A 12,383-nucleotide genomic window follows, 5' to 3' on the forward strand; every position below is an offset into this window, starting at 1 on the left:
TCCAGTGTTTGTTGCAGCCGAGGGCGCATGCTTGCTTCCGCCGATGCGCACACAGCCACGGCGGCCCATCGGTCCTGCACGCAACGACGCGTCAGTGGAGAGGCCTGCCTGGGCTAGCCGACCGAGCGCATCGCCAGCCAGGTCTGACCGTTGCCGCGGTGTTCGTCGGTTGCCGCTTGCAAGAAATCCCGGTCATGCGTCTCGAGGAGATTGGGGGCGTCGCGCTCAATCCAGGCCTCACGCGAGCGCGCCCGGACGGTCGTGATCTTGTGTGTGGCAGCAAAGCGACGCTTCAGCAGCAGTTCTACCTCGTGACTCGCTTGGCTGGCCTCGTGCACTTCGACCAACACGTCGCAGTCGCGCAGGCACGGCGCCTTGACTGGGTCGAGTAGTTCGACCTCGCCCCCCTCGATATCGCAGATCACAAGCGTGGTGCCGCGGCTGGAAAGCTGCTGGAGGTCGCTGTGCGAACAGAACTTGCCCACGACCACCCGGTCAGCGACGCCGTTGAGCACCGACATCCGGGAGACCTGACGACGCGAGAACGGGTCGACGTCAAAGGCGTAGACCTTGGCGCTGGCGTTCATCAACGCCGCACCGACCGCGTAGTAGCCTTCGGCGCAACCGACATCAATCACGGTGTCTACCGGCGGCGCCGCTAGCTGGGTGAGCGCTTCGTCTAGCTCGATCTCGTACGACCCGAGCCACTTCGAGGTGATGGAACCCCAAACGACTTCGTCGAGGTACCGCATCCCTTGGAAGGGACCCGACAGCACCGAGATCTTCATGTTGCCGGGGTAGAGACGCCGCCGGACCTCCTGTTGAAAGCCGGCGAATCGGCGGCGGAAGTACTTCCGTTGCCGAGCCGCATCGGCCCAAGGAGAGACCGAAGTCGGCACGCGCTCGAGAATTCGAAGGGCAAGGCTGATCATCGTAGCACTCCCGCAAGTTCAGTCTCAACGCCGCCAGCAACGAGTCCTCTTTCCATTCGTCGGACACAGGGCCCAAAATCTGAACCCGTTACCATGCGGCCTCCCGAATCCAGGCGGTATCGAAGGCCACAGCCGAACAAATTCAAAGCTTAAACGCGACTGTTGCACCACTCCGGCGAGACTGGTCGCAGGCCACATCTGTAGCGTGAAAAGCGCACGCCTAGCAGCTCACGCTGGTGAGAATCCAAACACAGCAGATTGGTTCTTAACGGAGGATTGTGGCGGAATTTCGCCAATCGCTCCGCTGCTTTCAACAACGCCCGCTCCGGGCCGACGCTACCTACTCAACCGAAAGCACCACCACCGAGTGGGCCGGAACGCGGACCGAGAGCTTGCCGGCGTCGAGCTTGGCGTCGTTGAAGGCGGTCGGGGCGACGACTTCCGGCGCGTCAAAAGTATTGTGCGCGTCAAGCTTGTCGGCAGTCAGCACGCGGCCGCTCACCTGGTCGCCGTCGACGCCCTCGAGCGTGCAGGTAAGGTCCATCGCCTCGGAGGCGTGGGCGTTGACGATCGACACGTTCACCACGCCCTCCTTGCTGCGCGAGGCCGACAGGCTCACTGCGGGCAGCTTGTGGCCCTCGTGCGAGTACTCGGGCGACTCCAGCTCGACTGGCAGACGGGTGGCGTCGTGGTGGACGCGGTACATCTCGAACAGGTGGTAGCTGGGCGTCAGCAGCATCTTGTCGCCGTCGGTCAGGATCATCGCCTGCAGCACGTTGACTACCTGGGCGATGTTGGCGACCCGCACGCGGTCGTTGTGCTCGTGGAAGATGTGCAGCGTGATGCCCGCCAAGAGCGCGTCGCGGAGCGAGTTCTGCTGGTAGAGGGCGTAGCCGGGTGTGCCGGGCTCGTTCTGGTACCACGCGCCCCACTCGTCGACGTACAGGCCGATGCGGTTGTTGGGGTCGATCTCGTCGAGCGACTCCTCGGCGTTGCCGATGGCGCTGCGCATCCGTAGGCACTCGCTCAGCACAGCGGCCCACTCCTTCTCGCCGAAGCCGGTGGCGGTGGTCTTGTTGGCCCAGGCGGGGTAGACCGTGTAGTAGTGCAGCGAGATGGCCGGCATCCGCCGCCCGATCCGCTCGGTCATGACCTTGGTCCAGTTGGCGTCGTGCCCGTTGGCCCCGCAGGCGACCAGGGTAATGCGGTCGCCGGAGAAGTTGCGGCAGTAGGTCGCGTACCGGCGGTAGAGGTCGGCGTAGTACTCGGGCCGCATGTTACCCCCGCAGCCCCAGTTCTCGTTGCCGACGCCGAAGAACGGGACCTTCCACGGCTCCTCGCGGCCGTTCTGGCGGCGGAGGTTGGCGAGCTCGCTGTCGCCGTCGAAGGTCATGTACTCGAGCCAGTCACGCATCTCGTCCGGCGTGCCGCTGCCGACGTTGCCGGCCAGGTAGGCGTCGGCGCCGAGCTTCTCGCACAGGTCGAGGAACTCGTGGGTGCCGAAGGCGTTGGTGTCGGTGACCTGTCCCCAGTGCATGTTGATCCGCTTGGGGCGCTGGTCCTTAGGGCCGATTCCGTCGCGCCAGTGGTAATCGTCGGCGAAGCAGCCGCCCGGCCAGCGGAGGTTGGGGACCTCGAGCTTCTTGAGCGCGTCGAAGACGTCGTTGCGCACGCCGTCGGTGTTGGGGATCGATGAGTCTTTGCCGACCCAGATGCCGTCGTAGATGCAGCGGCCCAGGTGCTCGGCAAAGTGCCCGTAGACGTGGCGGCTGATCTTGCCGACCTCTTGGTCCGCGCGGATAACGGCGGTCGCCTCGCCGGCGGTGGCCTGGGTCGCGGCGGACGAAGCGAGGAAGGTTAGAAGGAGCGTGGTCGCCAGTCGAGTTGCTGTGCGCATGGGTGTGCCTGTGGGGTCATTCGGCCGAGGAGCCAGCGGATTCGCTCGAACGGCCACGCCGATCGATGAAAAGCGGCCCGGCCAGAACAGCAGGGCCGCGGGCATTATAGCTAAATTCCTGAGCGATTTCCGAAAAAGCCGGCGGCGGCCTCAGAAATCGAATTCGCCCTGGCTCCCGCCCGCGGAGTACTTCTGCAGGTACTTGTCCACCTTCACCTTGCGGGCGGTGTTGTCGCAGGTCATGTAGCGGATCTTGCCAAAGATTTCGCGTTCGGGGCCCCAGGCGCGGTCGTAGCGGCCGAGGGTCCAGAAGATGCCGCTGTACGAGTTCGGGTTGCGGCCGTCCACGGCGTACTTGTTGTTGAGCTCGATCATGATAGCGAGCGCCTCACGCGGAGACTTGCTCCAGTGCAGGATCTTCTTGCCCCACAGCATCCGCAGGTAGTTGTGAATGCTGCCGTCGCGAACGAGCTGGCGCTGGGCGGCGTTCCAGAGATCGTTGTGGGTGTTGGCTTGCTCGAACTCCTCGAGTGTGTACGTGTGCTCCCGCTGGTCGTCGGCGTGCTCGGCGAGGGTCGCCTGCGCCCAGTCGGGGAGCGATTCGTACTGGTCGTAGTCGTCGCGGTGCGAAGACATGTTGAGGCCCAGCTCGCGCCAGGTGATGATCTCGTCGAGGAACCCCTCGACGCTCTCATCGAGCCCCCACCAGCCATCGCGGGAGCCATTGACCTTGCCGCTTACTTTGCTGGGGTTCCATTCCTCCTGGTCGACCAGCTCCGCGAACACCTCGTGCACGCTGACGTGGCCGAAGTGGAGGTACGGCGAGAGGCCGCTGGCCGCGTCCTCCTGCGGCTGGTTGCGGAGCTCGCCGTAGCCGCTGAGCTTGTTCTTGAGGAAGTCCTCTAGCTGCTTGCGTCCCGCGTGGCTGCCGCCGGTGATTGGGGCCGGCCGTACATCGTGGTCGATTGGAAGCTTGCTGAGGAACTTGTCGCCGTCGAGCGCGGCGTCGAGGTCGGCCGGTTTCCACTCCTTGGTGATCTTCTTGGGCAAGGCATCGAGCTCGGCGAGCGCGTAGCCCTTCAGCGGCGAGCGCTTCGGCGGCTCGGCCAAGTGCGGCAGCAGCTCCTTCTGCAGGTGCCGCCGCAGGTCGAACGCCCTGGAGAACACCTTGTCGGTGGCGTGCATCGGGTACAGGCCGTTGGAGTCGACCAGCTCGAACTTGATGTCGAGCCGTTTATCGACCGCGGCGAACATCCGCGGCAGGAAGAAGCACGGGAAGTCGTCGCTTACCAGCACGCAGGCGTTCTTGGTAAGCTCGCGGATCAGCCCCTTGCCGCCCCCCTGCTCTTCTTCCAGATAAGGGTAATAGGTCAGCCGCTGATCGGCGAAGTCGGCGGCGTTGTCGCGCATCCCCTCGATGACAAACCGGTGCAGCCGATGACTGGCCCACTGGTAGTCGCAGCGAAGGGCCTCGAAAACCAGCAGTGGCTTGTCGAGCTCCGACGCCCACTCGGCGGCCCGTTGCAGGCTGAAGTTGTAGTGGGCGCGACGGAAGGCGGTCATCCAGTAGAGGACGTAGTCGCCCGAGTCGTTGACGGGCCGGTCGGTCAACTGGCGGATGCGGATCTCGGGGACGTTCAATGCGGGCTCATCGTGTTGGCTGGGATTCCGGTCCTGTCTAGAAACCGATCCTGTCTAGGCGGGCTGCCAGATGCCCACGCCATATCCGGGTGACTGTAGGAACGGAGGGCCGGCGCGGCAACCGGGCGGATGGCGCCGGGAGCCGCTATCTCGGAGCGGCTCAACTCGCTGAGAAGAACCGCGACGACGAACCGCCGGGGCCGATCTCGAACCGGACCGCCTTCAGGCACCGGGGGCAGCGCCCCTCGTAGGCGGTGTTCTTGCGGTTTGGGTAGACGCGTGCGTAGATACCGCAGCAGTCGAACCGGACGCCGATAAAGCGGCCGCGTTCGCCTGTCGGTGGGGCCTCGCTGTGGGGCCGCGGGGGCTCGCTGGAAAGATCGAGATGATTGCCGCTCATCGCCAAACGCCCTTGCCGGGTGGGACCGCCTGAGGCGGCTATTCTTCCCGAAAAACGCCTGAATGGGAAAGGTCAGCTGGGCGGGCTGGTCACGCCGGCGGTTGCTGAGCCAGCTTGAGGATAGCTCGCCGCCAAAGCCGCACGTGGGCATTCTGGCGAACCTTGACCGCCCCCAACTGGTCGGATACAACAAACCCTGCGAGAAACGACTATGAACAGCCGAACCCTACTAAGCCTGCTGCTCCTCGAGCTAGCCCCAGTGTTGCATCACCGGGGGTCCTAGGGTTCGTACGCGTAGGCTCTCGCCAGAAACGACTATCGAAACCCTGAGGCCCCTGGCCTCGGGGTTTTTTTGTTGGCGCCCCGCTTTTTGGAGACCGGCGCCGCTCCTCCTTCCCCAACCAACGCAGCCCGAACGATGCGAAACATCACGATCTTCGACACCACCCTCCGCGATGGCGAACAGTCCCCCGGCGCCAGCATGAACCTGGCCGAGAAGCTGGAGGTCGCGCAGGCGCTGGTGGACCTGAAGGTGGACGTCATCGAGGCGGGCTTCCCGATCGCCTCGCCGGGCGACTTCGAGGCGGTCCGCGCTATCGCGGGCGCGGTCAAGGGGGTTCAGGTGTGCGGCCTGGCCCGCTGCAACCCGAAGGACATCGACCGCGCCTGGGAGGCGCTCCAGGGCGCCGAGAACCCTCGGATCCACGTCTTCCTGGCGACCAGCGCTATCCACCGTGAGTTCAAGCTCAAGATGGACAAGGCAGAGATCATCCGCCGCGCGGTCGAGGGGGTCGAGCGGGCGAAGGGCTACTGCCCCAACATCGAGTTCTCTCCCGAAGACGCCGCGCGGACCGAGGTCGACTTCCTGTGCGAGGTGGTCGAGGCCGCCATCGCCGCCGGAGCCACCACGGTCAACATCCCCGACACGGTCGGCTACGCGACGCCGACGCACATGGGGGGCGTGATCCGCACGCTGCGCGAGCGCGTGCCGAACATCGACCAGGCCGTGATCAGCGTCCACTGCCACAACGACCTCGGCATGGCGGTCGCCAACAGCCTGGCGGCGGTCGAGAACGGCGCCGGTCAGGTCGAGTGTACGATCAACGGCATCGGCGAGCGGGCGGGCAACTGCTCGCTCGAGGAAATCGTCATGGCGCTGCGGACCCGCGGCGACTACTACAAGGCCGACACCCGCATCCACACGCCCCGCCTGGTGCCAACCAGCCGGCTGGTGTCGAGTATCACCGGCCTTGAGGTGCAGCGGAACAAGGCGATCGTTGGCCGTAACGCGTTCGCCCACGAGGCGGGCATCCACCAGGACGGCATGCTCAAGGAGCGGAGCACGTACGAGATCATGCGGCCGGAGGACGTCGGGGTCAGCAAGACCGACCTGGTGCTCGGCAAGCACAGCGGCCGCGCCGCGCTGGCCGACCGCGCGACGGCGCTCGGCTACGCGATCGAGGGCAAGGAGCTGGACGACGTGTTCGAGGCCTTCAAGAAGTTGGCCGACAAGAAGAAGGAGATCTACGACGCCGACATCGCCGCGTTGATCGACAAGCGGACCTCCGCCGGCGATGACCAGTGGGTGCTCGCGTCGTACGAGGTGAAGATGACGAAGGATCAGGTCCCTTCGGCCACCGTTACGCTGAAGCGGGGCGAGGAGACCTTCGCCGACACCTTCTTCGGCGGCGACGGGCCGCTCGACGCCCTGTTCCGGGTGGTTGAGAAGATCACCGACCTGTCGGTCACCGTGCGTGACTACGCCGTGCACAGCGTCAGCCAGGGCAAGGACGCGCAGGGCGAGTCGACCATCGAGGTCGAGCACGAGGGGAAGATCTACCGCGGCCGCGGCGTCTCGACCGACACGGTCGAGGCCAGCACGCTCGCGTTCATCAACGCCATGAACCGCGTAGCCGCCGGCGGCGGGCAGGACCTGTCGGAGTACCGCCCCGGGGCGGTTTGATCGCCGGCGCCAGCTTAGCGTCGCCGCTCGCGGCGTCATCGTGTTGCGTCATGTCCCGAGATATAAGGTCGCCGCTGCGCGGCGGCAATTCTCTGGGCCCCCTATTCTAACCTCTCCCCCCTTGGGGGAGAGGGATTTTTTTCCCTGGCCGGGACGGGCCGGACCGGGCCGGACAGCCATCAGGGATAGCTAACTACGGCGTCAGCACGACCTTCATCAGGCCGGCCTCGCGGCGGTGCAGGCGCTCAAACCACTCGGGCCCTTGATCCAGCGCGGCGACCGCACTGATCAGCGGCGCCACGTCGATCGCGCCGGTGGCCATCAGACCGATCGCCTTAGGGTACTCGCCCGCCGAGGCGCAGGAGCCCTGCACGCGGAGCTCGCGGGTGACGACCGCCTGCAGCGGCAGCTCGACATCGGGCGAGAGGTTGCCAACCAGCACCACGTTGGCGCCCTTCGCTACGCAGGCGACCGCCAGCCGGACCGTGGCGGTCATGCCTACCGCCTCGAGCGCCAGGTCGGCCCCGACTCCGCCGGTCAGCTTCAGGATCTCGGCGGCCGCGTCGGTGGTCTTCGAGTTGACGCCGTGCGAGGCGCCGAACTGCTTGGCGAGCGCCAACCGGTCGTCGTCGACGTCCACGGCAACGACCTGTTCGCAGCCGGCCGCGCGGAGCGACTGGACGATCAACAGACCGATCATGCCGGCGCCGACCACCACCGCGGTCTGGCCCGGCTTAGGCGGCGCCAGGTCGACCGCGTGCACGGCGACGCTCACCGCCTCGATCAGCGCGGCCTGCTCGAACGGGAATGACTCGGGCAGCTGGTACACGATGTGCGCGGGCACGGTGACGAACTCGGCAAAGGCGCCGTGCCGGCGGTACTCGCCGCAAGACACGCCGAGCACCTGGCGGTTGTCGCACAGGTTGACGCGGCCCGCACGGCAGTAGCCGCACTCGCCGCAGTAGACGGTCGAGTCGAAGGTCACGCGGTCCCCCGGTTTGACATCGGTCACCGCGGGGCCGACCTGTTGGACGACGCCAGCGGCCTCGTGGCCCATCACCAGCGGCGGGATCCGCCGGCCGGTGCTGCCGTCGTAACCGTGGACGTCCGACCCGCAGATGCCGCAGGCCGCGACGCGGATCAGCACGGCGTCGTCGCCCAATTCGGGCTCGGGGACGTCGGTCAGCTCGAGTTGACTCTCGGCGGTCAGCAGCAGGGCTTTCATGCCAATCCTTGCGGTCAAAAAGAAGGTCGCGGCCCACGGCCAACTAGCCAACGTACTGCAGCGGCAGGAACGCCGCCAGGATGCAGGCGGCGATCATCGCGACCGTGCCCATGAGTGCGGTTTGGATGGTCCAGGTCTTGAGCCCCTCGGACTCGGTCAAGCCGCCCATGCGGCAGAAGATCCAGAAGCCGCTGTCGTTCATCCACACGCCGAGCGAGGATCCACAGCCGATGGCGATCGCAAGGTAGACGGGGTTGAAAGCCGCCGGCTCGCCCTCAATCATCGCCCCAATCATAGCGCTGGCCGTGATCATCGCCACGGTCGACGAGCCCTGGCTGACCTTGATCAGGCTGGTCACGCCGAACGCCAGCCACAAGAGCGTCTGACCCGAGGCCGCCTGGCCGGCGAATGCCTGCTCGATGGCCGGGCCGATCTCAGCCGCCTTGAGCATGGCCCCGAAGGCTCCGCCGGCCGCGGTAATCAGGATAATCAGGCCGCCGCTCAGCAGCGACTCTTCGACCAGCCGGCTGAGCTCCACCCGCCCTGGCCGCCGGACGTGGACAAATACCGCGAGGGCGATCGCCGCCGCGATCAGCAGCGCCAGGTTGGGGTCGCCCAGGACGTTCGCGATCTGCGTGAGCTGAGCAATGGCGGCGTCGGGTGCGGCGCCCTCCGCGAGCCGGCCGAGGATAGTGCGCGACGCCACGAGCACCACCGGCACGATAATCGGCGCCGCCGCGGCCAGCAGGCCCGGGCCGCCGAGCGGCCCCTCGAGCGACTCGGTCGACTCCTCCGGCGCCGGGTGCTCAAGCTTCGGCGGGTTCTCAAGCTTGATGACGCGGTTCATTACCGACGCAGAGAACAGCCCGACCACCAGCGCCGGCAGGCTCACCACGGTCCCCATGAGCATCAGCAGCCCAACATCAACGCCGAGCTGATCGGCCACAATCAGCGGCCCGGGGGTCGGCGGCACCAGCGTGTGCGCCATGACCGCGCCGGTCCCAATGGCGACCAGGTAGTAGACGTAGTTGCGGCGGGTGCCGTTGTAGAGGGAGCGGGCCAACGGCACGAGCAGGTAGAAAACGGTGTCGAAGAACACGGGGACCGCCAGCAAGAATCCGCTGCCGGCCAGCGCGGCGCCGGCCCGCTTCTCCCCCACCAAACCCAGCGCGGTCCTCACAATCTTGTCCGCGGCGCCCGACGCCAGCAGGCAGCTTCCGATCACCGCCGCCATGGCGATCGGGATGCCGACCTTGCCGGCGGAGGTCCCGAACGCCTCGGCAACGCGTGAAACTTTTACCGTTAGTTCCCCCGGCGCCAAGAAGCTGACGGTCACCGCCGCGGCAATCAACGCCAAGAACGCGTTGAGCCGGAGCACCAGGATCAGGCCGAGGACTACGGCTACGCCGATCGCGAGCACAAGCAGCGGGGACATAACACTCCAGACAACCGGGCAAGGGGAAGAGCAATCGCACGCCGCGGTCCCGCGACGGATTGTCGGCGATTGTAACAGCCCGGCCGCGCCGGTGCATGCCCGCGAGAAGGGGCGGCGGCGCGTCGCTGCAGAGCGTAAGAATCGGAGCGGCCCGCCGCCCGGCAGCGGTCGTGGGCGGGCGGCCGTTAGCGATGGGCTACTCCACCAGTCGCGCGGTCGGCTTCTTGACGATGTCCTCGAAGATCTTGGTCAGGAGCAGCTCGTATTCGGCCGGGTTGCCGCTGCCACGCGGGCTCTGACCGTCCGCGCCGCCCGTGCCGCCCAGCCGCGAGACCCGGTCCATGAAGTCGTAGTCGGCGCCCATGCCGATTCCGACCGGGTAGACCTCGATGCCGTCGGCCTCGAGCACGTGCGTCTGCATCAGCGCGGCGTCGAGCCAGTAGTACCCGCCGCCGTAGGAGTCGCCGATCGAGTTGGACGTCATGTAGCTGTCAATCGTTCCGGCGTCGCTGCTGTGGGCGTTGGGCATGCCGTCGGTCAGCAGCACGGCGACCTTGGTCGACCTCTCGCGCGCGGCGCCGCCCTTGCTCTTCGGCAGCAGCAGCTGGCGGGCGTGGATCAGCCCGGTCTCGGTGGCTGTCGAAGTTCCCTTGTCGCCTACGGCCTGGAGCTTGGTCACCGACTCCATGACGTCGAGGTACTCGGGCGTAAAGGTGTGCAGCAGCCGGCTGCCGTCGGTGGTGTCGAAGGTCACGATGGCGACCTGATCACGGGCGCCCTTGGTGGGGATCACCGAGTTCCGGTCGTCCACGACGTCTAGCGCGGCGATCGCCGACCGCCGCACCGCGTGCAGCGGCTGGGACCTCGGCGGGAACGAGAAGCTCCTGCCGGCCACGCTCTCGGAGTGGAGGGGTGCGAGTCCGCTATCCAGCGACAGCTCGGTGTAGACGTTGCCGTCCGGCTGCAGGTCGCGGCCGTGGTCCATCAGGAACTGCACGTACGTGAGGTAGCCGAAGTAGTTCCGCAGCTTGTGCGGCAGGCTCCCGTCGGCAGAGGGGAAGCTCGACCGGTTGGGGTTGTTGAACTGATAGATTCGGTCGCCGTCCTGACTCGGCGGGATCCAAGCGGAGTAGTTGCCGTACAGCCCTCCGACGCGCGGCAGTCCCGGGCCGGTGGCAGAAGGACCGTACACCACTGAATACGCCGGCGCGGCGAGCATCGCGGGTCCGCCCGAGCGGTACGAGCTCCACAGCGAGAAGGCGGTGGCGGGTGTGGCCGCGAAGCTTTCGAACTGGCGCCAGGGCGACATGCCGATCGGCGGCGTCGGCGCGGGTGGGGGCGGCGGCGGGCCGGGGGTTGGCGTTGGCGTTGGTGAAGGGCTAGGCGTGGGGTTGGGGGTTGGCGGAGGGCTGGGAGGGGGCGGCGGCGACGGGGACACAACGTGCGAGGTCAGCAGCACGTAGTCGATGTACTTCTCCCAGTACTCGTAGTTCTTCTTGCTGTTCGGGAACGGGCGGACCTTCGGCATCAGGTTCCGCAGCTGGTGGTCGATGATCCAGCAGTAGGCCCGCTCGCGCCGGGTGTGCTCGCTGTCGCCCGGCGCGATCCGGTAGCGTGGCGCGAGGGTCCCGTTGGCGAGCGGCCCGACATCGGAGGTCAGCTCGGCGTAGGCGATGTGGTCTTTTGGCAGCCCGAACGAACCGCCGAGGTACTCCAGCGTCCCCGGGAAGGCCCCGAACCCGAAGTCGTCGTAGACGTCCTGCATGAGCGACGTCGCGACGCCGCTGGCGGCGGCGGCGCCGAACGTGGTGTTGATGGTGGTGGTCGCCCAGGCGGGTTCGGTGTCGTCGTTCATCGACCCGGAGAGGTCGATGACGAAGGCGATGTCCTTGGGGTTGGCCATGGCGATGGCGCTCGCCTGGGCGTTGAACTTGTCGTTGCCGATGACGCGGCCAAAGAACAACGCCTCGCCGTCCCGGGTGACGGTGACGCGGACCGCGTTGCCGACCCCTGGGGCCGGGGTGAACACGTCGGTCGCAATGTCCCAAACGCCGATCTCGACATTGGTCTCCGCGGTCTTGATCGCGCGGCCGCCGGCGTTGTGCATCGCCACAAACTGCTCGCCGACGTCAATAATCTCGGCCTGAGACAAGTGCAGCGAATTCGCCGCCGCCAGCGCGCCGGCGTCGGCCGCCACCTGCAGTTGCGTCTTGACGAGCATCATGAAGCCGACGTCGATGCCCATCGCTGCCATGCCGCAAACAGCGACCATCAGCAGTGCGCTGAGCACGAGGATGACGCCCAGGCGGCGTTTGGCACGGGGGGGTCTCTTGTACATGATCCAACGCCGGGAGGTTGGGGAAGAGGGGTCGGGGGTAAGCAGCCAGCCGCGGTTACGTCGAGGCGACCTCTTCGCGCTGCGTGCCCTCGGACGCGGCCGCGTGCTCGGCCCGGAGCTGCTCCAGCTCTTCTGCAACCCGGTTGATCTCAACCCCCAGGTCGTGCCAGTAGTCTCGGCCGCGGAACTTGATGGGGCCGTCCCACTCGCCGTTGGCCAGCTTGTGGACCTCGCCCCGCAAACGCTGCATCGGACCGGCAAAGCGGAGGCTGAACCGCAACGCGTCGAGCAGCAACAGCGGCAGCAAGAGCAGGGTCGCCAGCAGCGACGGGCCGAACGCCTGCAGCGTGCGGTTGACGGTCACGCTCCAATCCACCTCCTTGCTGAACAGGGTCACCTGCACGGCGACCAGGGCCACCAGCACCAGCAGGCTCAGGCACCAGTACCCGGTAACCCGGCACAGCAGTGCGCCTTGCAGTTTCGAGTCGACAAGCAAACGACGGCGTTTGGTCTTCTTCATCACGGCACCCGGAAGAAATAGAGAGGCAGAGA

At 66.5% G+C, this 12,383-nt stretch carries 9 protein-coding genes; 1 reads left to right on the forward strand and 8 read right to left on the reverse strand.

All coding sequences use genetic code 11. The features are described 5' to 3' along the window. Positions 1–113 precede the first annotated feature (113 nt). The 4 genes from Pla123a_RS21780 to Pla123a_RS21795 all read right to left on the reverse strand — a co-directional run bounded on the left by Pla123a_RS21780 (position 114) and on the right by Pla123a_RS21795 (position 4,870). Positions 114–932, reverse strand: a complete 819-nt coding sequence (locus tag Pla123a_RS21780; RefSeq protein ID WP_146590959.1) for a 50S ribosomal protein L11 methyltransferase — start codon at positions 930–932, stop codon at positions 114–116. 340 nt (positions 933–1,272) lie between these two features. Beyond that, entirely contained in the window at positions 1,273–2,829 is a 1,557-nt protein-coding gene (locus Pla123a_RS21785; protein ID WP_146590961.1) for an alpha-N-arabinofuranosidase, read from the reverse strand. Positions 2,830–2,979: 150 nt separating this feature from the next. Next, positions 2,980–4,470: a deoxyribodipyrimidine photolyase gene (locus Pla123a_RS21790; protein ID WP_146590963.1), complete on the reverse strand. Its 1,491-nt coding sequence runs from the start codon at positions 4,468–4,470 to the stop codon at positions 2,980–2,982. A gap of 160 nt (positions 4,471–4,630) precedes the next feature. Then, positions 4,631–4,870, reverse strand: a complete 240-nt coding sequence (locus Pla123a_RS21795) for a hypothetical protein (RefSeq protein ID WP_146590965.1) — start codon at positions 4,868–4,870, stop codon at positions 4,631–4,633. Positions 4,871–5,288: 418 nt separating this feature from the next. Here Pla123a_RS21795 and Pla123a_RS21800 point away from each other — a divergent pair, with 418 nt between their 5' ends. Beyond that, positions 5,289–6,833: a 2-isopropylmalate synthase gene (locus tag Pla123a_RS21800; RefSeq protein WP_146590967.1), complete on the forward strand. Its 1,545-nt coding sequence runs from the start codon at positions 5,289–5,291 to the stop codon at positions 6,831–6,833. A gap of 193 nt (positions 6,834–7,026) precedes the next feature. On the opposite strand, the gene Pla123a_RS21805 is transcribed toward Pla123a_RS21800, so the two are convergent. The 4 genes from Pla123a_RS21805 to Pla123a_RS21820 form a co-directional block, all read right to left on the reverse strand. Continuing rightward, the gene (locus Pla123a_RS21805; protein ID WP_146590969.1) at positions 7,027–8,058 is read right to left on the reverse strand and encodes a galactitol-1-phosphate 5-dehydrogenase; all 1,032 of its coding nucleotides are present in this window, start codon (positions 8,056–8,058) and stop codon (positions 7,027–7,029) included. 43 nt (positions 8,059–8,101) lie between these two features. Continuing rightward, positions 8,102–9,493, reverse strand: a complete 1,392-nt coding sequence (locus Pla123a_RS21810) for a GntP family permease (protein WP_146590970.1) — start codon at positions 9,491–9,493, stop codon at positions 8,102–8,104. Positions 9,494–9,689: 196 nt separating this feature from the next. After that, the gene (locus Pla123a_RS21815) at positions 9,690–11,831 is read right to left on the reverse strand and encodes a TadG family pilus assembly protein (RefSeq protein WP_146590972.1); all 2,142 of its coding nucleotides are present in this window, start codon (positions 11,829–11,831) and stop codon (positions 9,690–9,692) included. A 55-nt stretch (positions 11,832–11,886) separates the two neighbouring features. Continuing rightward, entirely contained in the window at positions 11,887–12,351 is a 465-nt protein-coding gene (locus tag Pla123a_RS21820; RefSeq protein WP_146590974.1) for a hypothetical protein, read from the reverse strand. Positions 12,352–12,383: the final 32 nt, after the last annotated feature.

It is taken from the genome of Posidoniimonas polymericola (genome assembly GCF_007859935.1).
Lineage (GTDB): Bacteria > Planctomycetota > Planctomycetia > Pirellulales > Lacipirellulaceae > Posidoniimonas > Posidoniimonas polymericola.